The organism is Massilia sp. 9I, assembly GCF_902506415.1.
Taxonomy (GTDB): domain Bacteria; phylum Pseudomonadota; class Gammaproteobacteria; order Burkholderiales; family Burkholderiaceae_D; genus Telluria.
In genome coordinates, this window is record NZ_LR733275.1 from 384,004 (window position 1) to 408,004 (window position 24,001).

The 24,001-nt window shown below is 66.8% G+C and carries 17 protein-coding genes and 1 other RNA gene; 5 read left to right on the forward strand and 13 right to left on the reverse strand.

The window, feature by feature from the left end; translation table 11 throughout:
• The first annotated feature begins 215 nt into the window (after window positions 1–215).
• Window positions 216–3,098, forward strand: a complete 2,883-nt coding sequence (locus GV068_RS01765; RefSeq protein ID WP_159695715.1) for a response regulator — start codon at window positions 216–218, stop codon at window positions 3,096–3,098.
• Between the two features lies 1 nt (window position 3,099).
• Window positions 3,100–5,235 carry a bifunctional diguanylate cyclase/phosphodiesterase gene (locus GV068_RS01770; protein WP_159695716.1) on the forward strand — a complete coding sequence of 712 codons (2,136 nt, stop codon included), beginning with the start codon at window positions 3,100–3,102 and terminating at the stop codon, window positions 5,233–5,235.
• A gap of 126 nt (window positions 5,236–5,361) precedes the next feature.
• Here the strand turns inward: GV068_RS01770 and GV068_RS01775 are convergent, their stop codons facing one another.
• Window positions 5,362–7,761, reverse strand: coding sequence for a penicillin acylase family protein (locus tag GV068_RS01775; RefSeq protein WP_159695717.1), 2,400 nt, complete (start codon window positions 7,759–7,761; stop codon window positions 5,362–5,364).
• Window positions 7,762–7,949: 188 nt separating this feature from the next.
• Between GV068_RS01775 and GV068_RS01780 the strand changes: the two genes are divergently transcribed.
• The gene (locus GV068_RS01780; RefSeq protein ID WP_229463594.1) at window positions 7,950–8,240 is read left to right on the forward strand and encodes a hypothetical protein; all 291 of its coding nucleotides are present in this window, start codon (window positions 7,950–7,952) and stop codon (window positions 8,238–8,240) included.
• Here the strand turns inward: GV068_RS01780 and GV068_RS01785 are convergent.
• The 8 genes from GV068_RS01785 to ubiD all read right to left on the reverse strand — a co-directional run bounded on the left by GV068_RS01785 (window position 8,146) and on the right by ubiD (window position 15,911).
• Entirely contained in the window at window positions 8,146–9,018 is an 873-nt protein-coding gene (locus GV068_RS01785; RefSeq protein WP_229463596.1) for a DUF2334 domain-containing protein, read from the reverse strand. The genes GV068_RS01780 and GV068_RS01785 overlap by 95 nt on opposite strands.
• Window positions 9,005–10,138 carry a glycosyltransferase family 1 protein gene (locus GV068_RS01790; RefSeq protein ID WP_159695718.1) on the reverse strand — a complete coding sequence of 378 codons (1,134 nt, stop codon included), beginning with the start codon at window positions 10,136–10,138 and terminating at the stop codon, window positions 9,005–9,007. Before GV068_RS01790 ends, GV068_RS01785 begins: the two co-directional genes overlap by 14 nt.
• Window positions 10,139–10,241: 103 nt before the next feature.
• The gene (gene recR, locus GV068_RS01795) at window positions 10,242–10,832 is read right to left on the reverse strand and encodes a recombination mediator RecR (protein ID WP_159695719.1); all 591 of its coding nucleotides are present in this window, start codon (window positions 10,830–10,832) and stop codon (window positions 10,242–10,244) included.
• Window positions 10,833–10,845: 13 nt separating this feature from the next.
• On the reverse strand, window positions 10,846–11,172 hold the full coding sequence (locus GV068_RS01800; RefSeq protein ID WP_159695720.1) for a YbaB/EbfC family nucleoid-associated protein: 327 nt from the start codon (window positions 11,170–11,172) through the stop codon (window positions 10,846–10,848).
• Window positions 11,173–11,220: 48 nt separating this feature from the next.
• Window positions 11,221–13,362: a DNA polymerase III subunit gamma/tau gene (locus tag GV068_RS01805; RefSeq protein WP_159695721.1), complete on the reverse strand. Its 2,142-nt coding sequence runs from the start codon at window positions 13,360–13,362 to the stop codon at window positions 11,221–11,223.
• Window positions 13,363–13,510: 148 nt separating this feature from the next.
• Window positions 13,511–13,609: signal recognition particle sRNA small type (ffs, locus tag GV068_RS01810), an RNA gene on the reverse strand.
• Between the two features lie 52 nt (window positions 13,610–13,661).
• Window positions 13,662–14,348: a type 1 glutamine amidotransferase domain-containing protein gene (locus GV068_RS01815; RefSeq protein WP_159695722.1), complete on the reverse strand. Its 687-nt coding sequence runs from the start codon at window positions 14,346–14,348 to the stop codon at window positions 13,662–13,664.
• A 78-nt stretch (window positions 14,349–14,426) separates the two neighbouring features.
• Window positions 14,427–15,911 carry a 4-hydroxy-3-polyprenylbenzoate decarboxylase gene (gene ubiD, locus GV068_RS01820; RefSeq protein ID WP_159695723.1) on the reverse strand — a complete coding sequence of 495 codons (1,485 nt, stop codon included), beginning with the start codon at window positions 15,909–15,911 and terminating at the stop codon, window positions 14,427–14,429.
• Between the two features lie 573 nt (window positions 15,912–16,484).
• Between ubiD and GV068_RS01825 the strand changes: the two genes are divergently transcribed.
• On the forward strand, window positions 16,485–17,303 hold the full coding sequence (locus GV068_RS01825; RefSeq protein ID WP_229463598.1) for a transglycosylase SLT domain-containing protein: 819 nt from the start codon (window positions 16,485–16,487) through the stop codon (window positions 17,301–17,303).
• Between the two features lie 775 nt (window positions 17,304–18,078).
• Here the strand turns inward: GV068_RS01825 and GV068_RS01830 are convergent.
• The 4 genes from GV068_RS01830 to ribBA form a co-directional block, all read right to left on the reverse strand.
• Complete coding sequence (locus tag GV068_RS01830; protein WP_159695724.1) at window positions 18,079–18,732, reverse strand: GNAT family N-acetyltransferase; 654 nt, start codon at window positions 18,730–18,732, stop codon at window positions 18,079–18,081.
• A 72-nt stretch (window positions 18,733–18,804) separates the two neighbouring features.
• On the reverse strand, window positions 18,805–19,275 hold the full coding sequence (nusB, locus tag GV068_RS01835) for a transcription antitermination factor NusB (RefSeq protein ID WP_159695725.1): 471 nt from the start codon (window positions 19,273–19,275) through the stop codon (window positions 18,805–18,807).
• 19 nt (window positions 19,276–19,294) lie between these two features.
• Window positions 19,295–19,774 (reverse strand): 6,7-dimethyl-8-ribityllumazine synthase, encoded by a 480-nt coding sequence (gene ribH / locus GV068_RS01840; RefSeq protein ID WP_036245112.1) that lies wholly within the window; start codon window positions 19,772–19,774, stop codon window positions 19,295–19,297.
• A gap of 72 nt (window positions 19,775–19,846) precedes the next feature.
• Window positions 19,847–20,953: a bifunctional 3,4-dihydroxy-2-butanone-4-phosphate synthase/GTP cyclohydrolase II gene (gene ribBA / locus GV068_RS01845; protein ID WP_159695726.1), complete on the reverse strand. Its 1,107-nt coding sequence runs from the start codon at window positions 20,951–20,953 to the stop codon at window positions 19,847–19,849.
• A 367-nt stretch (window positions 20,954–21,320) separates the two neighbouring features.
• On the opposite strand from ribBA, the gene GV068_RS01850 reads away from it, so the two are divergent.
• A complete protein-coding gene (locus GV068_RS01850; protein WP_159695727.1) occupies window positions 21,321–23,996 on the forward strand; it encodes an EAL domain-containing protein in 2,676 nt (891 codons plus the stop codon).
• Window positions 23,997–24,001 lie beyond the last annotated feature (5 nt).

The following is a 24,001-nucleotide window of genomic DNA, read 5'->3' on the forward strand; positions in this document are numbered from 1 at the left end:
CAGTTCACCTCCGCCGGGACGACGGATCGGCCGATAACAATGACGGCCAAGCAAACACCCCTCACATTTATTGCACCGCCTTCAACACGTTGACATCCCTCAACGAGCCCCCCTTCCCTTGAACGTATATTTTTTTCTTGCGGGAATTTGCATTCCGCAAAGGAAGCCCTGCGTCGTCCGGCGCAAGGCCGCTCCGACGTGCCTGCGGGATCAGAATGCCGAACTTCGAGCGCTCCAGTCTGAACCAGAAGCTGACCATCATCTCGCTGCTCTCGACCGCGACCGCACTGATTTTCGTGTTCGGAGCCTTCGCGGTGACCTCGGTCACGAGCCACCGCAAGGAAGGGGCGATGCAGCTGTCGACCTTTGCCCAAGTCATCGCGGCCAGCAGCGCCGATTACCTGCTGCTGCGTGACCGGCCGCGCGCGCGCAGCGCCCTCGGCGCACTCGCCGCCAAGAACGACATCGCCGGCGCCGTCCTGTACGACCGCAACGGCAAGCCCTTCGCCCAGTACGTGGCGCGCGCCGATGACGCCGCCCCCTCCCCCGCGCCGGACAATCTCGACAGCATCGAGCCCGAGGCCCTGTCTGCCGCCAACCTCGAGGGACAGCGCCTGCTGTCGCGCCGCATGCGCCTGTACCAGCCGGTGATGACGGGCGACCTGCAGGTGGGCGTGGTGATGATCGAGACCGACCTGGTGGCGACCTGGATCGACATCCTGGCCGGCCTGGCCGTGATGGGCCTGGCCATGTGCGCCTCGCTCGTAGTGTCGGTGGCCATGGCCGGGCGCTTCAAGCGCAGCATCGCCGAGCCGGTGACGAAGCTGATCCTGGCCGCGCAGAAGGTTTCCAGCAGCCAGAACTACAGCCTGCGCATCGCCCACCAGCGCACCGACGAGCTGGGACAGCTGATCGACAGCTTCAACACCATGATGGCCCAGATCGAGGACCGCGGTGCGGCCCTGCTGCACCACCGCGACGAGCTGGAACGCCAGGTCGGCGTGCGCACCGAGCAGCTGGAAAAGGCGAAGAATGCCGCCGAAGCGGCGAGCCGCGCCAAGAGCGCTTTTCTCGCCACCATGAGCCACGAGATCCGCACCCCGATGAACGGCGTGCTCGGGATGACCGAGATGCTGCTCGCCACCGATCTCACCGAGGCCCAGCGCAACTACACCACCCTGGTCAAGCGCTCCGGCGAGCACCTCCTGGTGATCATCAACGACATCCTCGATTTCTCCAAGATCGAGGCCGGCAAGCTCACCATCGAGTACATCAACTTCAATCTGTGGGACCTGCTGGACGACATCCACAACGTCTACACCCCGCAGGCGGCCAGCAAGGGCATCGGCTTCGACTTCGACATCGCCAACGACATTCCGGTGGCGATCTGCGGCGACCCGAACCGGCTGCGCCAGATCATGGCCAACCTGCTCGGCAACGCCATCAAGTTCACCGAGCAGGGCCGCATCCTGGCGCGCGTGCGCGTGGCCGGCGAGGACACCCAGTCGGTGATGCTGCGCTTCGAAGTGCACGACACCGGCATCGGCATCTCGCGCGAAGCGCGGGCGCGCCTGTTCGAAGCCTTCTCGCAGGCCGACGACTCCACCACCCGGCGCTACGGCGGCACCGGCCTGGGGCTGGCGATCTCGAAGCAGCTGGTGGAACTGATGGGCGGCGCCATCGGCGTCGACAACGCGCCCAAGCAGGGCTCGATCTTCTGGTTCAGCGTCAGCTTCGACAAGCGCCGCGTGGATCCCGATGCGCCCGACGCGCCCGGCCGCCGCCAGCACCCGCTCGAAGGCCTGCGCGTGCTGGTGGTCGACGAGCAGGAAGAAAGCCGCGAAGACCTGGCCCAGCAGCTGCAGGCCTGGCACGCCAAGGCCGACACCGCGGCCAGCGCGGCCGCCGGCTACGAGAACCTGTTGAGCGCGGCCCGTGCCGGCCGTCCCTACGACGCGGCGGTGCTGGACATGGAACTGACCCATACCAGCGGCCTGGCGCTGGCGGCCTCGATCAAGGCCGATGCCGGCGCACGCGCCACCCACCTGGTGCTGGTCAGCCCCGAGCGGCTGGCGGCCGACCCGGTGCAGCGCCGCACCGCGGGCGTCGCCTACCAGCTGATCAAGCCGGCCCGTGCGGCCGATCTCTACGCCTGCCTGTCGGCCTGCGCGGCGCGCCTGCATGCGCCTGCCGCCGCGCCCAGTGCGCCGAACGCAACTGCGCCCGTCAAGATGGATGCACCGTCGGCGCCGGCCAATGCCGCGGATGCGGCCCGTCCGGCCCCGCGCGCACGCGCCCGCCGCGTGCTGCTGGCCGAGGACAACCCCGTCAACGTCGAAGTGGCCAAGGCCATGCTGGAAAGCCTGGGCATCGAGGCGACCTGCGCGCGCAACGGCCAGGAAGCCATGCAGGCGGTGCGCTCGGGCAGCTTCGATGCGGTGCTGATGGATTGCCAGATGCCGGTGATGGACGGCTTTGCCGCCACCGCGGCGATCCGCCGCCACGAACGCGAAGCGGGCCGCGCGCGCACGCTGCCGGTAATCGCGATCACGGCCAATGCGCTGCAGGGCGACCGCGAAGCCTGCCTTGCCGCCGGCATGGACGACTACCTGTCCAAGCCCTTCACCCAGCAGCAGCTGGCAGCCGTCATCGGACGCTGGGTCGGGGTGCCGCTGGCGGCCAGTGCGCACCACCTCGACACGCCGCCGCGCCTGCCGCCGGAAACGGTCGAGGTGATCCAGCGTGAGGCCGTCAACCGAGTCGCGCTCGACAACATCCGGGCGCTGAGCCGCGACGGCGGCGATGCGCTGGTGCAGAAGGTCATCAATGCCTACGTCGGCGATACCCCGCGCCACCTGGCCACGCTGCGCGAAGCGGTCGACGGCATGGACCCGGGCAGCGTGCGCCGCGTCGCCCACAGCCTGAAGTCGGCCAGCGCCAACATCGGCGCGGCGCGGCTGGCGACGCTGTGCAAGGAACTCGAACAACTGGGACGCGCCGATACCGTCGCGGGCGCCGACCGCATCCTCACCGACATGGAGCACGAATTCCAGACGGTGCGCCATTCGCTGCATGCCATGCTTGAAAAGGAAACCTGAGATGCCCTCCTCTCTTCCGAAGCGCGGAACGGTCCTGGTCGCCGACGACGACCCGGTGATGCGCATGCTGATGCTCGAGATGCTGGCCCAGGTCGGGCTGGACGCGATCGAGGCGGCCGATGGCGCTCTAGCGGTCGAACTGGCGCGCTCGCACGCGCCCGACCTGATCCTGATGGACGTCGAGATGCCCCGCATGGACGGCTTCGCCGCCTGCGAGGCGATCCGCGCGGGTGAAAGCGACGGCACCAGCGTGCCGATCGTGATGGTCACCGGCGGCGACGACCTGGAAGCGGTGACGCGCGCCTACGAAGCCGGCGCCACCGACTTCGTGTCCAAGCCGATCAACTGGCCGATCCTCGGCCACCGCGTGCTGTACGTGCTGCGCGCCAGCGACGCCATCGCGCGCCTGCGCGTCGCCGACGCCCAGAATCGCGCGGTGCTGGCGGCGATTCCCGACACCTTCTTCCGGCTCGACCGCGACGGTTTCTACCTCGATTACGAGCCGGGCCACGAGCGTCCTGGGCGCGGGCGTGTCATGCCGCAGCCGCAGGCCTGCATCGGCAAGCACATTACCGACGTACTGCCGCCCGAGACCGCGGCGCGCGTGCTGGAGCAGATGCGCACCGTGCTCGCCACCCAGCAGGTACGCTCGGTCGAATACGACCTGGAACACTGTGGCGAAGTCCAGCACTTCGAGGCGCGACTGGTCGCTACCAGTCCCTCGCAGGTGCTCGGCCTGGTGCGCGACATCAGCGAACGCAAGCGCGCCGAGGAACAGATCCGGCGCCTGGCCTACTGCGACAGCCTGACCGGCATCCCGAACCGCCAGGCCTTCCTCGAGACCCTGGAGCGCGAGCTGCAGCGCTCGAAAATGGGCAACAAGAAGTTCGCGGTGCTGTTCATGGACCTCGACGCCTTCAAGCGCATCAACGACACGCTCGGCCACAATGCCGGCGACGCCCTGCTGAAGATGGTGTCGGAACGTCTGCGCGAAACCACGCGGCCGAGCGACCTGGTCTCGCGCGGTGACGGTTCCGCCGGCAAGGCCGACCACACCACCAACCTGGCGCGCCTGGGCGGCGACGAATTCACCATCCTGATCCCCGACCTGGAGCGGGTCGAACACGCGCTCAACGTCGCGACCCGGGTCAAGGAAGCGATGCGCCGCCCCTTCCTCATCGAGGGCAACGAAATTTTCGTGACCGCCAGCATCGGCATTTCGCTGTTCCCGGAAGACGGCGACGACTGCGGCTCGCTGCTGAAATTCGCCGACACCGCGATGTACCACGCCAAGAACTGCGGCAAGAACAACGCGAAGCTCTACAGCTCCTCGCTGACGATGCAGATCATGAGCCATGTGAAGCTCGAGGTCGGGCTGCGCAAGGCGCTGCAGAACGATGAGCTCTACCTGGTCTACCAGCCGCAGCGCGACGTGCGCACGTCCGAGATCGTCGGGGTCGAAGCGCTGGTGCGCTGGCGCCACCCGGAGCGCGGCCTGGTGCCGCCGACCGAGTTCATCCCGCTGGCCGAGGAGACCGGCCTGATCGTCCCGATCGGCGAATGGGTGCTGCGCACCGCCTGCCGCCAGGCCAGGGTCTGGCAGCGCCACGCCCAGCGCACGCTGCGCATGGCGGTCAACCTGTCGGCCAAGCAGTTCAAGGACGAGAACCTGTCGCAGATGGTGCACTCGGCCCTGTTGGATGCCGGCCTGGAGCCGCGCCTGCTGGAACTGGAACTGACCGAGGGCACCCTGATGGACGACGCGCTGGCCACGCTGGCCACGCTGGAACAGCTGCGCGGGATCGGCGTATTCCTGTCGATCGACGACTTCGGAACCGGCTACTCGTCGATGAACTATCTAAAACGTTTCGACGTGCGCGCGCTGAAGATCGACCGCAGCTTCATCAACGGCCTGCCGCAGGACTCCGAAAACGCCGCCATCACCCGCGCCATCATCGCGATGGCGCACGGGCTCAAGATGGTGGTGGTGGCGGAAGGTGTGGAGACCGGCGAACAGCTGCTGCTGCTCGAGCAGTATGGCTGCGATATGGTGCAGGGCTACTTCCTGGGGCATCCGTCGAGCGCTGAAGCGATTACGGGGATGCTGCAGGCGCCCATGCTGTTACCGGCCAAGTAGGGTGGGCGGGGCAATTTCGGGCAATGCCCGGAATTGCAAACGCCCACGCGGTGATAGTTGAGGTATGAACAGCTGCGCGGGCAGCGTCACCGTGATTTGAACGCGTGGGCGGCAAAGCCGCCCACCCTACGGGACGAAACGCAAGGTGTACTTCGCCGGCCCCGGCAACAGCGGCACCGGCTGCGCCTTTACCCACTCCGCGTGCCCCGACAGGAAGAATGGCGACAGCGGATGCCCGCTCTGCCCGCCCGGCATGTTGTACAGCCCCTCCTCCTCGCGCCCCGGCGCCACCGTCAGCCGCTCGGACTGGCCGAACTTCGGTCCCGCCACGCGCGGCATGTTGGAGTCGCCCGGCAGCTGGTCGCTTGGTGCGCCCAGCACCGGTTTCAAAGCCGGCACCGCGATGCTGATCGGATGCGCGATCGCGGCGGTATTGCGCTGGCCCCAGGTGGCTTTCGCCAGCGGCAAGCCATCCTTGGTCAGGTCGGCGATCACGCGATCGACCGCCGCCAGTTCCACCGCGCGCCAGTCGGCATAGCCCGGCGGCAGCCAGTCGGCGGGACGGGTGTCGAGCAGGCGCGCGACCACGTCGGGCCAGCGGCTGGTCGCGGTGGCGAGGGTGGTCTTCGGCTCGATCTCGTCCAGCGCCTTGTTGGCGCGCCCGAACAGCAATTCGTTCAGCGCCCACATGTAGTTGCGCGCCAGCCGGTAGCCGACCGAATCGACGCTGGCATGGCCGGTCCAGCTTTTCTCCAGCAGCTGGCGGAACTCGGCGCGCTGCGGCTGGCCGGCCAACGCCTTGGCGTCCAGCGCCGCCAGCGCATGTTCGCGCCAGCGCGTCATGAACAGCGCGCGGTCGTCCTGCGCGACGTCGAAGACCTGGCGCACGTTGAGCTTGGAGCCGAGCGCCTGCAGGCCTTCGGCCAGTTGGCGGTTGCGCGCGCCCAGGTCGAAGCCGCCGTCGCCGATCAGGGCCGCGCCCTCGCCCATCAGCTGGCGGCTGTTGGCGGTGGTGATCTGGCCGCCGGCGGGATTCACGATGCGCGGATAGCGTTCGGCCGGCAGCAGCGAACTCCAGGTCGGCGTGCCCTCTTCCAGTGGGAAGGTGGTAAGCAGGGACGGCGTGGCGCGCCGCGGCAGCAGGCCGCCGATGGTCCAGCCGATGTTGCCATGGACGTCGCCCGCCACGAAATTCTGGGCCGGGATGCCGTCGATGGCGGCGATCGCCAGCGCTTCGTCGACGCTTGCCGCGTTTTCCAGCTTCAGGTGATTGACGTTGATGGCCTGCGGGTCGTGGGCGATCCAGTGCACCGCGTACTGGCGTCCGAAAGCTTCGCGGATCGGGCCGAGCGAGGTCTCGCGCACCACGAAGCGCTCCGCTTCGGCGCCTTTCACCGCGATCAGTTCGACGTGGCTGGCCGGGGTCTCCCAGCCCTTCGGCGTGCGTACCTGACCCGGGTGCGCCGGGTCGGCGCCGAGAGCCACCAGGTCGACCAGGTCGGCGTAGCTGTTGGTGAAGGCCCAGGCCACCTGGCCGTTGCTGCCGACGATGATGGTCGGCGGTGCGCCGGGCAGGCTGACGCCGGCCAGGCGCCGTTGTCCGCCCTTCGGATCGGGGAAGCGCAGCGCCAGGCGGTACCAGATGTTCGGGAGCTGCAGGCCCAGGTGCATGTCGTCCGAGACGATGGCGGCGCCATTGGTGCTGCGGCTGCCGGCGACGGCGTAGTTGTTGCTGCCGACCGAATCGACGAACGCGGCGCCGGCCAGCTGCGCCGGCTTGTCAGGCGCGGCGCCCCACCATGCAGGCGCCTTGGCCGGAAGCGACGCCTCGACCGGGTTTGCTTTGGCCGCGCCGCCGTCGAGCGTGGCGTCCCAGCTGCTCGCCTCGGGCAGCAGGAAGGCCAGTTGCTCGGCGTCGCTGTGCGCGCGCAGCCAGCCGCGCGCCAGCTCGCGCGGCTCCTGGTTGTTCTGCAGGTCGATGTACATGGCCCAGATCACCAGCAACGAATCGGCGGCGGTCCAGGGACGCGCCTCGGTGCCGGTCAGCGTGTATTCGAAGGGCTTGCTGCGCAGCGCCCGCAGGCCGTCGTTGACGCCGGCCACATAGCGCTCCAGCATGGCGCGCTCCGGGCCGGGAATGCGCGCCAAGGCGTCCTGCGCGCGGGCGCGGAAACGGTGCAGGCGGCGCGAACGGTCGAGCGGCAGCGCGCGCGGCCCGAACAGCTCGGCCAGCTCGCCGGCGGCCGTGCGGCGCAGCAGGTCCATCTGGAAAAAGCGTTCCTGGGCGTGCACGAAGCCGGTGGCATAGGCCACGTCGGCGCGGCTGGCGCCACTGATCAAGGGAACGCCGCTGGCGTCGCGCGCCACGGTCACCTCGCCATGCAGGCCTTGCACCTTGCGCTCGCCATCGAGCTGCGCCAGGCTGCCCCGCAGGTAGAACCAGCCGGCGGCCAGCGCCAGCAAGACGAGCACCACCAGTCCGGCTACCCCGCGCAGGGTCCAGGTCTTCCAACGACGCTGTCGCATCTTGTATCTCCCCCGATATTTTTTTTAGGGGCGTATCTTGCCAGAAAACAGAGTTTCTCGGCGAACCGATGTTGTCCGCTGGGCAGGAACGGCCGGGGTCAGGCACGATTGATTTACGCGCTACCTATCCCCACTTGCAGTTCTATACTGTAACCAGGGCGCCAGGACGGCGGGCAAAGGAGCAGATCATGCAAATGGCTAAATCAGCGAGTAAATTAGCGGTGGTGGGAATGACCCTGGCGCTGGCGGCATGCAGTACGCCGCAGCAGCGCGCCGAACGCGCACAGGCGGAGATGGCGGACCTGATGACCATCTACGGTCCGGCATGTTCGCGTCTCGGCTATGCGCCGAACAGCGACCAGTGGCGCCAATGCGTGCTGCAGCTCAGTACGCGCGAGGAACTGCGCCAGGTTCCGTCGTACTACGGCGGCTATGGTTCGCGCTACTGGCGTGGGGGTTACTGGGGACCGTACTGGTAAGCAGCTGTTGGGCGAACGCGGCCTTGGTCAGGGCCGTGCGCGCCGTTAGCAGCCGCTCGACCGTGGCCTGCGCATGGCGCAGCAGCCGCGGATGGCGCACGTCCGGCGGGTGCAGCCCGAGCCTGATGAGCGGATGGCGCGCGAGCAGCAGCGCCAGCACATCCGCCAGCAGCGGCGAGGCGAGCCTCCCGCTGCGGTTGCGCGCTGCGTAGACCAGCGACGGCGACCACACCATGTCGCCTCGGGCACCGCCGGCGCCACCCAGCAGGTGGAAGTGCCGGAAGCTCGTGGTGTAGTCGAAATCGAAGGCGCGCAGCGCCTGCCAGCTTCCCTCTCCCATCAGCCAGGCCGGCGGCACGAAGCCGCGCACCGGCCAGCCGCGTTCGGCGAACCAGTCGAGGCCGCGCCGGATGCGGCGCGCCGCCTCGTCAGCCGGCAGGGCCGCGAATTCGCCCTCGTGGCTGTAGGTGCCGCGCAGGAAGCGTTCGCTCAGGCTGGGGCCGCGCGGGGCCGTGTCGAGGTGGGTGAAACCGTGCAGCGCCAGTTCGTCGCCGCGCGCCAGCGCATTGTCCAGCCCCTTCTGCATGCGCGCCGCATCGCCGCCGCCCCGGTGGTACTGGGGCACCACCAGCCAGGTCAGGGGAATGTCGGCCACCTCGCGCATCGCTTGCGCAAGGCGCGCGCATTCGTCCCAGGTGGCCGGCGCCACGTCGTGGATCGACACGCACAGGGCCGGGACGGCGTCCGCGCCGTCGCCCTTGCGGTCAGTCGGAAACACAGACCCGCTCCAGCGCCCGCCATGTGCCTGGGCGCGCCGCCAGCAGGCTGCCGTAGCGGTGCATCAGCTGCGGGAACACCTGGCTCCAGTCGTAGTGCTCCTGGGCCTTGCGCCGCGCATTGGCGCCGATGGCCGCCAGGTCGCGCGTGTACATCGCCTCGATGGCGCCGGCCAGGCTGCCGGCGTCGTTGGGCCGCGCCAGGATGCCGGTCTGCTCGTCCACCAGCTCGGCCACGCCGCCGCCACTCGTGCCCACCACCGGCAGGCCGCAGGCCATCGCCTCGAGCACGATCAGGCCAAAGGTTTCGCAGTCGCCCGGATGCACCAGCAGGTCGCAGCTCGCCAGTATGCCGGCGAGTGCGCACTGGTCGCGCTGGAAGGGCATGACGCTCAGCTGCGCATGCTGCGGCAGCGCATCTCCGCCCCCGACCAGCAGCAGGTGGTAAGGGCTGCCCAGCTTGCGCACCGCGTCGATCAGCAGGTGCAGCTTCTTGTCCGCCGTGAAGCGCCCGGCATAGACCAGCAGGCGGCTCTCTGCCGGCAGGCCGAGCTCGGCCCGCAAAGTGGCGCGGCGGCGCTTGGGATGGAAGATCTCGCTATCGATGCCCAGCGGCTGGTGCAGCGCATGGGTCACGCCTATGTCGGCCAGCTGGTGCACCATTAGCCGGCTCGGCGCCAGCACGGTGTCGAACTCGCGGTACAGGTGGGCCAGGTATTTGCAGGTGCCGTGCGAGATGGTGCTGCCGAGGCGGTTCTGCACGAGCCGCGGCAGATCGGAATGGTAGAAGGCGATGGCCGGGATGCCGAGCCGCTGGCGTAGGCGCAGCGCGGCCCAGGCGCAGTGGCCGGCGTCGCCCGCTTCGATGAGGTCAGGGTGCGCTGCACGCAGGCGCTTTGCCGCGGCCGCGACCGACAGCGGCATGCGGTAGCCATTGATGCCGGGCAGCGACACGGCCGGTACCCGCACCAGGCTGGGCGATTCATCGTCGCCGACATTGGGGCTGAGAATGGTATGCCGCGCCCAGCTGTAGCGCGACAGCCAACGTGACTTCGCGTTCAGGTAGGTACTGACGCCGCCACCCTCGGCGGCGTAAAACATCGTGATATCGACAAGATGCATAGACCATCCGCTGAAAGTGCCATGATGGCAGCGGTCCGCCAGCCAGGATTGCGCGCACACACAGGCATCCGCGGAACCTTCTGCCAGTGATCTTTACAAGGGATTATGCGCTGCGGCGATCCAGCATGGCGCGCGCGATCGTGCCCGCATCCACATACTCGAGTTCGCCGCCGACGGGGACGCCGCGCGCGAGGCGGCTGACCTTCAGGCCGCGCGCCTTCAGCATCTCGCTGATGTAGTGGGCGGTCGCTTCGCCCTCGTTGGTGAAATTGGTGGCGAGCACCACTTCCTCGACCACGCCGTCCGTGGCGCGCCCCACCAGCTTGTCGAGGTGCAGGTCGCGCGGACCGATGCCGTCCAGCGGCGAGAGCCGGCCCATCAGCACGAAGTACAGGCCCTTGTAGGTCAGGGTCTGCTCGATCATCATCTGGTCGGCGGGGGTTTCGACGACACACAGCAGCGCGCGCTCGCGCGTCTCGTCCGCGCACAGATCGCAGACTTCGGTGTCGGAGAAGGTATTGCACATGGCGCAGTGGTGGACCGTGTCCACCGCCTGGTAGAGCGCGCGCGACAGCATGGCCGCGCCTTCGCGGTCATGCTGCAGCAAGTGGAAAGCCATGCGTTGCGCCGACTTCGGACCAATGCCGGGCAGGCGCCGCAGCGCCTCGGTCAGGAAGTCGAGCGACTTGGACATGCGTTCCCTTGCCTCAGAACGGCATCTTGAAGCCCGGCGGCAGCGGCATGCCGGCGGTCAGGCCGCTCATCTTTTCGCTGGCGGTGGTTTCGGCCTTGCGCACGGCGTCGTTGAACGCTGCCGCGACCAGGTCTTCCAGCATGTCGCGGTCATCGCCCAGCAGCGACGGGTCGATGGTGACGCGCTTGACGTCGTTCTTGCAGGTCATCACGACCTTGACCAGGCCTGCGCCCGACTGGCCTTCGACTTCGATCAGAGCCAGCTGCTCCTGCGCCTTCTTCATGTTGTCCTGCATGGCTTGCGCCTGTTTCATCAAGCCTGCGAGCTGGTTTTTCATCATGGTCGGTATCTCCAAAGGGTGGGTTGCTTATCTTAATGCTGGCCGGCTTCAAGCCGCGGCCGGCTTCACCGAGCCGGGCACGACAAAGGCGCCGAAGGTACGCTCCATCGCCTGCACGAACGGATCGGCGGCGACCAGGGCTTCGGCCTGGCGCTGGCGCTCTTCGCGCGCGGCCTTGGCTTCGGCCGCGGCCGTGTACCAGACCGGGCCGATCTCGGTATCGAGGCTGACACGCACTTGCGGGAAGTGTTCCTGCAGCGCGGCGGTCAGCTTTTCGCTGTTGCCGCTGGCGCGCAAGGTATCGACCGGCACGCGCAGGCGGAAGGTCGCGGCCTGCTCATGGGCGACGCATTCGATCAATTCGGTCTGCAGGGCCAGCTGCTGGGACACGCCGCGCAGCGGCAGGCTGGCGGCCAGGGCCGGCCAGTTGCCGTCCCAGCCGATCGCCGGGACCGGCGTGACGACATAGGCGTGCGGCGGCGCGGCTGGGGCGCGCGTCTGCGCCGGCGCTGGAGCCATTACGACTGCGGGTGCATCGGAGGCGACGGCGGTGTCGTCGGAAAATTCGGTGACCCAGGACGGCGGCTCATCCTCGGCCGCGGCCTGCTGCATGCGCGCCTGGGTTTGCCCAGCCTGCGGCTGGGCCTGCTGCGGCGACTGGACGGCCTGCGGTTGCGATTGCTCCCAGGGCGGCGTGCCGCCCGGCGCAGGACGGCCGGCCGGGGCTCCCTGCATGGCGGCCGACGGGCCCGGGGATGCAGGAGGCGCGGCTGGTGCGGGCGCGGCCGCCGGTGCGGCAGGCGCCGGCGGCGCCTCAGGGCGCGGCTTCGGTGGGGCTTTCTGGCCGGAGGCGGCGCGCGCCGCTTCCAGCGCCGCATTGATCGCGGCGCGGGCGGAGGTCATCGCCGGGGCTGGGGCAGAAGCCGTGGGAGCCGCTGGTGCAGCCGCGGTCGGAGCCGGAGGCGAAGGAGCCTGGCGCGCAGGCGCCACCGCCGCATGGCTGGCCGCGGCAACCGCCGCCGCGCGTGCGGCCGGCGCCGCGCCCGCCGCAGCTGGTGCTGCCGGGGCCGCGGCCTGCTCGGCGCCTCCCTGTCCCGGGCGGAAGGCCAGCATGCGCAGCAGGGTCATGGTGAAGCCGGCGTACTCGTCCGGCGCCAGGCCGATCTCGTTACGGCCGTGCACCGCGATCTGGTAGTAGAGCTGGACTTCCTGCGCATCGAAGGCCTGGGCCAGGCGCAGGATGTCGTTCAGTTCCGGCAAGTCTTGCGGCACCGCCGCGGGCACCGACTGGGCCAGCGCGATCCGGTGCAGCAGCGTGCCGAGGTCTTGCAGCGCGCCGTTGTAGGACAGGCTGCGGCTGGCCATCTCGTCGGCAACCGCCATCAGGTCGGCGCCGTCCTGGGCCAGCAGCGCATCCAGCAGGCGCACCAGGTAGGACTGGTCGAGCGCGCCCAGCATGCCCTGCACGGCTTCCAGGGTCACCTGGCCGGCGGCATAGGCGATCGCCTGGTCGGTCAGCGACAGCGCGTCGCGCATCGAGCCGTGCGCGCCCTGGGCCAGCAGGCGCAATGCCGGCTGCTCGAAGGCCACGCCTTCCTGGCCGAGGATGTTCTCGAGGTGGCCCACGATGTGGCCGGGCGGCATCTGCTTCAGGTTGAACTGGAGGCAGCGCGACAGCACCGTCACCGGGATCTTCTGCGGATCGGTGGTCGCGAGAATGAATTTGACGTGCGGCGGCGGTTCTTCCAGCGTCTTCAGCATCGCATTGAAGGCGTGGTTGGTGAGCATGTGCACCTCGTCGATCATGTAGACCTTGAAGCGCGCATTGCTCGGCGCGTAGACCGCCTGTTCCAGCAGCTGGGCCATCTCGTCGACGCCGCGGTTCGAGGCCGCGTCCATCTCGATGTAGTCCACGAAACGCCCGGCGTCGATCGCGCGGCAGGCTTCGCACACGCCGCAGGGCTCGGCCGTGATGCCGCCCTGCCCGTCCGGGCCGACGCAGTTGAGCGACTTGGCAAGGATACGCGACAGGGTCGTCTTGCCGACGCCGCGCGTCCCCGTGAACAGGTAGGCGTGGTGCAGGCGGCCGGTCCTCAAGGCATGGGTCAGCGCACGGACGACGTGCTCCTGGCCGACCAGCGTTTCGAAGTTCTTGGGACGGTATTTGCGGGCGAGGACTTGATAGGACATACCCGGATTTTACCGCAGTTGGCGACCGCCGCGAACATTCCAGTGGCATGCTCGGCAACAACACAATGTTGCCGCACGCGATGGCGCTTTCCTGCCACGGGCAGGACGATTCGAGAGATATGGAAGGGTAAAACAGGAAGGAAAGTAAAGAGGCGAGCCTGATCTGCGGCACTTGCGGTGAACGGCTTTGGCTGCTTCGTTCCCGACCTGACCAGGTAAACCATGCCGCAATGCGCAGGGGCCCGCCAGCGACAATTATACCCGACCCCACTGGTTTTGGGGCCGGATCTTGCAATGGCCTAGGAGCGCCCTTTCAACAGTGCCAGCAAGGCGCGTGCGCCCTCTTCCGACGAGGCCGGGTTCTGGCCAGTCACCAGGAGGCCGTCGGTCAGGACATAGGATTGCCAGTCGTCCGCCTTGCTGTATTCGCCACCCAGCTGTTTCAGGGTGTCCTCGACCAGGAAAGGCACGACCTTCGTCAGGCCGACCGCCTCTTCCTCGGTATTGGTAAAACCGGTCACGCGCTTGCCCTTGACCAGCGGCTCGCCGTTCGGCGCCTTGACGCCTTTCAGCACGCCCGGGGCGTGACACACCGCCGCGACCGGCTTGCCGGCCGCCAGCATGGTCTCGATCAGGCGGATCGAATCGGCGTCTTCGGCCAGGTCCCACAGCGGGCCGTGGCCGCCGGGATAGAACACGGCGTCGAAGTCCTGCGCTTTCGCGCCGGACAAGGTGGTGGTGTTGGCGAGTGCCTGTCCGGCCTGCGGATCGGCGCGAAAACGGCGGGTCGCCTCGGTCTGGGCGTCCGGCTCGTCGCTCTTCGGGTCGAGCGGCGGCTGACCGCCTTTCGGCGAAGCCAACGTCAAGGTAGCGCCGGCATCCTTGAATACATAATAGGGAGCGGCAAACTCCTCCAGCCAGAAACCGGTTTTCTTGCCGGTGTCGCCGAGGCGGTCGTGCGAGGTCAGCACCATCAGGATCTTCATCGGGGCCTCCATGTGCGGGGTGGATCGAGGATCGAGTCTAACTGGCCCTCATCCACCGCGCCGCACGCGTGCCGTCGCTCAAATACCCAGCTGGCCCCACAGGTCGTCCACCCGCGCCTTCACTTCCGGCGTCATCGCGATCGGAGTGCCCCACTCGCGGTTGGTCTCGCCCGGCCACTTGTTGGTGGCGTCGATGCCCATCTTGCTGCCCAGGCCGCTGATCGGCGAGGCGAAGTCGAGGTAGTCGATCGGGGTGTTGTCGACCATGACCGTGTCGCGGGTCGGATCGACCCGGGTCGTGATGGCCCAGATGACTTCCTTCCAGTCGCGCACGTCGACATCCTCGTCCACCACCACGATAAACTTCGTATACATGAACTGGCGCAGGAAGCTCCACACCCCGAACATCACGCGCTTGGCGTGGCCGGCGTACTGCTTCTTCATCTGCACCACCGCCATCCGGTAGCTGCAGCCTTCCGGCGGCAGGTAGAAGTCGGTGATTTCGCTGAACTGCTTTTGCAGCAGCGGGATGAAGACTTCGTTCAGCGCGACGCCCAGCACCGCCGGTTCGTCGGGCGGTTTGCCGGTGTAGGTCGAGTGGTAGATGGGGTCGCGCCGCATGGTGATGCGGTCGATCGTGAAGACCGGGAAGCTGTCCTGCTCATTGTAATAGCCGGTGTGGTCGCCATACGGGCCCTCCAATGCATGCTCGAAGCCGGACGGGTGGTTCGCATCCGGGTAGATATGCCCTTCCAGCACGATCTCGGCGGATGCCGGCACGCGCAGCTCGCTGCCGATCGCCTTGGTGAGCGCAGTGCGCTGGCCGCGCAGCAGTCCGGCGAACTGGTACTCGGACAAGGTATCCGGCACCGGGGTGACCGCGCCCAAGATCGTGGCCGGGTCGGCGCCCAGCGCCACCGCCACCGGATAGGGTTTGCCCGGATTGGCCAGCGCGTGCTCGCGGAAATCGAGGGCGCCGCCGCGGTGGGCGAGCCAGCGCATGATCACCTTGTTGCGGCCAAGGACCTGCTGGCGGTAGATGCCCAGGTTCTGGCGCTTCTTGTGCGGCCCCTTGGTAATCACCAGCCCCCAGGTAATCAGGGGCGCGATGTCGCCCGGCCAGCAGTGCTGGATCGGCAAGCGCGCAAGGTCGACGTCCTGCCCTTCCCAGACGATTTCCTGGCAGGAGGCGCCTTTCACTTCTTTCGGCGCCATGTCCCAGACCGCCTTGACCAGCGAGCCCATGCCCATGATGTCCTTGAAGCCTTTTGGCGGCTCAGGCTCCTTCAGGCGCGCCAGCACGTGGCCGATGTTACGCAGCTCGGTCAGGCTTTCGGCGCCCATGCCCAGCGCCACCCGGCGCGGCGTGCCGAACAGGTTGCCCAGCACTGGAATAGAGTGTCCAGTCGGTTTTTCGAACAGCAGCGCGGGTCCTTCGGCGCGCAGCGTACGGTCGCAGATCTCCGTCATCTCGAGCTTGGGCGACACCGGTACGCCAACGTGCTTGAGCTCGCCCATTTTCTCGAGCTGAGCCATAAAGTCCCGCAAATCTGAATATTTCATCAAGTTTTGATCGTTATCTCGTCAGTAGAAGCTTGTTCAAGGCACCATGCCAAGTAGCTGATTTAGCAAGACTTTTCAAAATTTAGGCTTGGCAATCAGAACTAAAAGTAATAAGAGCGGATCGTGCTAGGGTTGACTTGGTATAAAGGAGACACTAGAATCCGTCCTACTTGATGAGGCAGGCAAATCTTTCTGACATGATTTTAGCTGTTCTCATGCATTCACGGGGTCGGGGCCCCACATGACATTTTAAGGAGTGTTTTCACTGGGCGTCTGCCCAATCCCCCCGAGACAGTTGTTGAGCCACTGGTTCCACCCGCACGGGTTTCAAAGCAGCCAGCTGTAGCAAAGCAATGACGGCGTTAGTCGGCCGCACCGCGGCGACCTACGATATTTCTGATGCACGGCATTCAGTTACCCGACACAGCGTCCTTAGACGCCGTGACAGGAGTTCTTTTTGCCGCGACAAAGGGGAATTCGATGATCCATCGTTTCATCACGAGCGCAAGGCTCGTGCACACCATGGCCAGCCAGCCAGTCACGTGGTCTTCCGCGAGCAAAGCGGCACGCGGTATGCTGAACACCGCACGCAACACCCTGACCGTATTCGGTCTCTCCGCAGTCGCGATGCTCGCGCTGCTGTACACCAACGAAGACGTCGCCAAGCGCGTCTCGGACGTGCTGGATCCCCAGCCTGAAATCGTCGCCGTGGCCCCTGCTGCCCCGGCGCCCAAACTCGCGGACGTGGCCGATGCGGTAGAAACGCCCCACGCCGCCGCCCAGCATGTGGGCAACAGCAAGCAGCAGCAATGGGTGACCTCCTGGCTGAGCAAGCGCTACCGCGTCGCCGGCGACGCCGCCAACATGCTGGTCTCGACCGCCTACATGACGGCGCACGAGGTCAAGCTGGACCCGCTGCTGATCCTGGCGGTGATGGCCATCGAATCGGGCCTGAACCCCTTTGCCGAGAGCGCCATGGGCGCCAAGGGCTTGATGCAGGTCATGGCCAAGGTCCACCACGACAAGTTCGAGGAAGTGGGCGGCCAGCAGGCGGCCCTGAATCCGGTCGCCAACATCAAGGTCGGCGCCCTGATCCTGAAGGATTACGTCAAGCGCACCGGTTCGGTCGAAGGCGGCCTCAAGACCTACGTCGGCGCGGCCGACATGGAAAGCGACTCCGGCTATGGCGCCAAGGTGCTGGCCGAGTACCAGCGCCTGAAGCAGGTGGCGCGCGGCCAGAAGGTCCCGACCACCAACGCGCCGCGCCCGGCAGCTCCTTCTCCGGTCCCGTCGACCATCATGGTCAAGCAGGATCCGGCCGAAACGCCGGCACCGGCGCCCGCTCCGGCCAAGCCGGAAAGCCACGGCACGGAAACGCTGGCGACCCTGTAAGCCAGGGCACGATACTTTTCACGAAACCACCGCTGCGGCGGTGGTTTTTTTTCGCCCATCGTTCCGGGCCTCGCCCCAACGATTGAATACGCAGCCAAAAACGGACCCTTAAAATAGTCCCACTCCGTCTATGTAAAGCGCAATCACTTACTCAAGCTATGCAACTCCTATCTACTCGCTACATCTCTGCACTTGTAATCTTCCTTGCATCAGTCGACGCTGAGGCCGTAGGTGCTGGATGCGCATCAGGCAAGCAGTCGCTGCGAGTTAAAATTTTTGGCGACAGTCGTGTCAGGTTGGGGAAGCCAGTCTCGCTCAACGTATTGGTCGAAAATACGGGTCAAAGTGAGCTCAAGCTGCCGAAGCCCATGGTGCCTCGTTACTACTGGCTGAGGTTTCAAGTAAGGAACGAGCAGGGGAAGGTTCTCGAGTGGCGAGGCCCGGAGCCAAAACTTCTCTATGAGAACGAACGGGTCTCTCTCTACCCGGAATACAGCTACGGCAGGTTCTTTAATAACCTGGAGGAAGCCCTCGACTTTTCAAAGCCGGGAAAGTACTCAATCCGAGCCACATGGGGAATCGGTCCAGATGGAAACTGTGCGTCGGGTGAGTATAGGTCGCGAGAATTCATACTTCACGTCATCCCATGAATGCCAGCTGCCGACGTCCGCTATGGGTCGGCAGCTGCCGGACGCGAAAAGGCTGCGGATTGCCCAGCACCAGCAATCCCTACCCCGATCACTTGCTCGAGAAGCGCATCTGCTAGGCCCCTGGGCTAGCGTTCGGAATCCGGGATCACGATGGTGGAATACGGCGAGACCACGCGCCAGCCGAGCGCCTCGTACAGGGCGCGCCCGTCCTCGGTCGCCACCAGCACCCGGCGCGCACTGTCCGAGCGCTGCCTGGCCGCGAGTGCCGCCATCAGGACCCGGCCCAGGCCGCGCCTCCGGTGCGCCGCATCGGTGGCGATCCGGTCGAACACGAAGGCGCCGCCATGCTCCACGGCGTAGCCGCTGGCGGCAAGCGTGCCATCCCCGGCGTGGATGCGCGCAGCGATCACGACGCCCTGCTGGTCGAGCTCGACACGGTAGCCGGGCGCCAGCGCCGGCGCCGCGTGGCGCGGCCCCGCATGGGTCATCAGGTAGCCGCCCGGCTGCAGTTGCCAGCCTGGCGGGGCCAGCGCCAGCAGCTCCTGGCCCGGCCCGCACATCTTCACAAACGTACGTGGCGCGCGAGTCGCTGCCAGCAAAGCCCGCAGGCCCGGGCCGGGACCGGCAAACACGTAGCGGCAGGTCTCATGCGCCGAGCGGGTGTCGACGCGCATGCCGCCGTGGTCCGGGACCGGCTGCGGCAGCCCGCGGGCCACCGAGCGCCCGGCCAGCCAGGCCCACAGCAGCTCGGGTTCGGCAAATCGTGGATGGGATGTCATTTCGGCATAAAAAAAAGCCACCGGGCAGTGCCGCGGTGGCTTTGTGCTATCTATATAGTGAGGCGCTGTCGATCAGCGACGGGCGTCGGCGCCCACTTCGTCCGGGCGCAGGGTCGAAGCCAGCTTGTCCAGCACGCCGTTGACGTACTTGTGGCCGTCGATACCGCCGAAGGACTTGGTCAGCTCGACCGCTTCATTGATCACGACGCGGTATGGGACTTCCGGATGGTTCTTCAGCTCGTAGGCGCCCAGCAGCAGCACGCCATGCTCGATCGGCGACAGCTCGGCGATGCTGCGGTCGATCAGCGGTGCGATGACTTCGCGCAGCTCGACCGAGGTGGCGATGGCGCCGTTCAGCAGTTCGCCGAAGAACTCGCCGTCGGCCTTGTCGAAGCCGTGCGCGCCGCGGATGTTGGTGACGACCGTGCGGGCCGGTTCATTGTTCAGCAGCCATTGGTACAGGCCCTGCAGCGCGAACTCGCGCGCGCGGTGGCGCGGCGTGCGGTTCTTGCTCGGGTTGGCGTGCGTGGTCTTGTCAGTCATGTGCTTTTCCTTTACTGCTTTATTCTTCTTCGGCCTGCAGTTCTTCCAGCGCGAACAGCAGGTTCGACATCTCGACCGCGACGCGCGCCGCGTCGGCGCCCTTCTCGGCCATGCGGGCTTCGGCCTGCTCGTCGTTCTCGGTGGTCAGGATCGCATTCGCGATCGGCATGCCGTAATCGAGGCCGATGCGGGTGATGCCCGCGCCGGATTCGTTCGACACCAGCTCGAAGTGGTAGGTCTCGCCGCGGATCACCGCGCCCAGCGCGATCAGCGCGTCGAACTGCTGGGTCTCGGCCATCTTCTGCAGCGCCAGCGGCACTTCCAGCGCGCCCGGCACGGTGATGTGCAGGATGTCCTCGTCGGCGACGCCCAGGCGCTTCAGTTCGGCCAGGCAGGACGACAGCAGGCCATGGCCGATGTCGGCGTTGAATCGCGCTTGCACGATGCCGATGCGCAGGCCTTCACCCGCCAGATTGCTTTCAAAAGTTCCTACCGTCATGGCTGACCTCTTCTTTTCGATGTGTGTATATATATTAGTGTGGTTTCGTCAGTGCGCGGCGCCTAAGCTGCGTCACGCGGCCGGCTGCGGCAGGTAACCGGTGACTTCGAGGTCGAAGCCGGTCATCGACGGCATCTTGCGCGGGTTCGCCAGCAGCTGCATCTTGCCGACGCCGAGGTTGCGCAGGATCTGGGCGCCGATACCGTAGGTGCGCAGGTCCATCGAGGCGGCGCGGCTGCTGCGCGGGCCGGTGTCGCGCGGGGCGAACTGGGAGAACAGCTCGTCGGCGGTCTCGCCGCAGTTCAGCAGCACGATGGCGCCGCAGTCGCCGGCCTGGATCGCCTTCATGGCCGAAGCCAGGTCCCAGGAGTGGGTCGAGGCGCAGTTACCGAGCACGTCGAGGATCGACACCGGCTGGTGCACGCGCACCAGGGCTTCCTTGTCGCGCGCGATCTCGCCGTGGACCAGAGCCAGGTGGGCGGCGCCGCTCGGTTTATCGCGATAGGCGACCAGCTTGAATTCGCCGTAGGGCGTGTTCAGCGGGCGCTCGGCCACGCGCTCGACCAGGCTTTCGTTCTGGCTGCGGTAGTGGATCAGGTCGGCGATGGTGCCGATCTTCAGATTATGTTCTTTAGCAAATTCGATCAGGTCCGGCAGGCGCGCCATGGTGCCGTCTTCCTTGATGATCTCGCAGATCACCGAGGCCGGGGTCAGGCCGGCCATCTCGGTCAGGTCGCAGCCGGCTTCGGTATGGCCGGCTCGCATCAGCACGCCGCCCTTCTGGGCGCGCAGCGGGAAGATGTGGCCCGGCTGGACCAGGTCGTCCGGGGTGGTGCCCTTGTTGACGGCCACCTGGATGGTGCGTGCGCGGTCGGCCGCGGAAATACCCGTGGTCACGCCCTCGGCCGCTTCGATCGACACCGTGAAGTTGGTGCCGAAGGAGGTGCCGTTCTTCGAGGTCATCATCGGCAGCGCCAGTTCGTCGCAGCGTTCCTCGGTCAGGGTCAGGCAGACCAGGCCGCGCGCGTAGCGGATCATGAAGTTGATCGCTTCCGGGGTGACGAAGTCGGCGGCAAGCACCAGGTCGCCTTCGTTTTCGCGGTCTTCTTCATCGACAAGAATGACCATGCGCCCGGCGCGCAATTCGGCAACGATTTCCTCGGTGCTGGAGATAGACATACGGATTCCTTGATACGGGTGTTTTGCGTAATCCGTTATTTTAAAGGATTTACCGCCGTTCAACCGAGCTAGCAAAGGCCCGCTCCAGCACACAGCTGCGAATCCGTCAACGACTGTTACCCATGAGCAACAAACCTATCAGATCTACTAGTTGATGTATGCGTATGCGGTGAGAATTGTTAAGCTCTCTTTTCCCGCACGCAACACCCAGCGTGTTTACGCATGACTCGATTATGATAAAGACATCGAGGCTGCAACTGTCTTCAGGGCTCTTCCCTGAGAACATGCGGCCATTTTCCGGAGTTGCCATGACGGTGGTTCCACAGCCAGGCGGGCGCGGCCCCGCTTCCCCGGACGGGAAGCGTTGATGGCCACGATCCTGATCGTCGACGACAGGCCGAGCAACCGCGCCTTCCTGAACGCGCTGCTCGGCTTTACCGGCCATCGCCTGCTGGAAGCGGATGACGGCGCCCAGGCGCTGGCGCTGGCGCGCGCCCAGCGGCCGGACCTGATCATCACCGACATCCTGATGCCGGTCATGGATGGCTATGAACTGGTGCAGCAGCTGCGCCAGGATACCGAGCTGCGCACCGTCCGCGTGATCTTCTTCTCGGCTGTGTATGCCGAACACGAAACCCTGGCGATGGCCGCCCGCTGCGGCGTCGCCACCGTGCTGCCCAAGCCGGCCGACCCGCAGCACATCCTCGACGCCATCAGCACCGAGCTGGGCGTGCTGGAAGGCGCGCCGCCGCTACCGGTGCCGCAGCTGGCGCCGGAAAGCGACCGCGCCCTGCCCTTCGACCTGGGCGCGCGCCTGGCCGAACTGGAACGCATGTGCCTGTCCCTGATCGGCGAGCGCCGCGTCGAGACCCTGGCCGCCTCCTTCCTCGACGCCGCGCGCCGCGTGCTGCACGCCGACTGCGCCGCCCTGTGCCTGCTCGACCGCGGCGAGCGCAACGTGCGCCACCTCGACACCTGGTCGCTCGACCCCGGTTTGCTGCGCGAGCATGCGCTCAACGAGGGCCGCCTGCCCGGTATGCTGCTGCGCGCCCGTGCCCCGTTGCGCCTGGCCGAGGGCGACAGCATGCTCGACAGCATGCCATCCTGCCACCCGCCCATGGGCAGCTTCCTCGGCCTGCAGGTGCACGACCTGCAACACCCGCACGGCTGGCTGTATTGCGCACGCCTTCTCGGCGCCCCCGCCTTCACCGACGAAGAGGAACGCTGGGCCACGGCGCTGGCGGCCCAGCTGGCGGTGGCCTACGAAAACCTGAATCTGTACGACGTGGTCCAGCGCCATGCCACCCAGCTGCAGCTGGAAGCGCTGGCGCGCGCCGACGCCGACAAGGCCCTGCGCGAGAGCGAACACCGGCTGGAACTGGCGCGCCAGGTGTTCGACAGCACCCAGGAAGGCATCATGATGACCGACGCCGACGCCAACATCGTCGCGGTCAACCCGGCCTTCGAGCAGATCACCGGCTACCGCGAATCGGAAGTGATGGGCCTGAGTCCGCGCGTGCTGCGCTCGGGCCGGCACGACGCCACCTTCTACCGAGACATGTGGCACTGCCTGGAAAAGGACGGGCAGTGGCGCGGCGAGATCTGGAACCGCCGCAAGAACGGCGAAGTCTATCCGGAGCGCACCAGCATCAGCGCCGTGCGCGACGAGGCCGGTAAACTCACCGCCTACGTCTCGGTGTCGACCGACCTGTCGGCCCTGAAGGCGGCCCACCACCAGCTCGACTTCCTGTCCAATCACGACGCCCTGACCCTGCTGCCGAACCGCTCGCTGTTCAACGATCGCCTGCAGCAGGCGATCGCCGCCGCGCGCCAGGGCGACGGCCAGCTGGCCCTGCTGCTGTTTAACATCGACCGGCTGTCGCGCATCAACGACAGCCTCGGCCACGCCGCCGGCGACGCCGTGCTGCGCGAAGTGGCGCGCCGGGTCGGCGACATCGCCGGCCCCACCGACACCCTGGCGCGCCTGTCGGGCGACGAATTCGTGCTGCTGCTGACCAGCTGCCACGACAACGAGGACATCATCCTGGCCGCGCGCCGCCTGATCGACGCCATCGCCCAGCCGCATTCGGTTGGCGGGCACGACGTGGTGGTCACCGGCAGTGTCGGCATCAGCATCTTCCCGCGCGACGGCAATGCGCCGGGCGACCTGCTCAAGGCCGCCGACGCGGCGCTCTCCGACATGAAGCAGTCGGGCCGCAACGGCTTCCGCTTCTTCAAGGGCGAGATGAACGCCCAGGCGCTGCGCTGGCTGGCGCTGGAAACGCGCCTGCGGCGCGCCATCGAGCGCCAGGAACTGGCCCTGCACTACCAGCCGCAGATCTCGCGCATCGACGGCGGCGTGGTCGGCATGGAGGCGCTGCTGCGCTGGCGCAGCGAGGAAGTCGGCCAGGTGTCACCGGGCGACTTCATCCCGCTGGCCGAAGATACCGGCCTGATCCATCCAATCGGCGAATGGGTGATCCGCGAGGCCTGCTTCCAGAACAAGGCGTGGCAAAACGCCGGGCTGCCGCCGGTGAAGGTGGCGGTCAACGTCTCGGCCAACCAGTTCAAGGCCGGTTCGGTGAGCGCGATCGTGCGCAAGGCGCTGCAAGAGAGCGGCCTGGCGCCGCGCTACCTGGAAGTGGAGCTGACCGAAAGCGTGATGCTGGGCGACAGCGCTGTGGCCGAGGCCCAGATGGCCGAGCTGCGCGCCATGGGCGTGTCGCTGTCGCTGGACGACTTCGGTACGGGCTACTCCTCGCTCGGCTACCTGTCGCGCTTCCCGCTCGACAAGCTCAAGATCGACCAGACTTTTGTGCGCAACATCACCACCGAGCAGCGCAGCGCCGCGATCGCCCAGGCCACCATCGCGCTGGCCCAGGGCCTGTCGCTGTCGGTCGTGGCCGAAGGCGTGGAGACGATCGGGCAGCGCGACTTCCTGGGCCTGATCGGCTGCGACGTGATGCAGGGCTACCTGTACAGCCGCCCGGTGCCGCCCCATGAGATGGCCCAGCTGCTGGCGAAGGGGCGGGTCGCTGTCTGATCAGA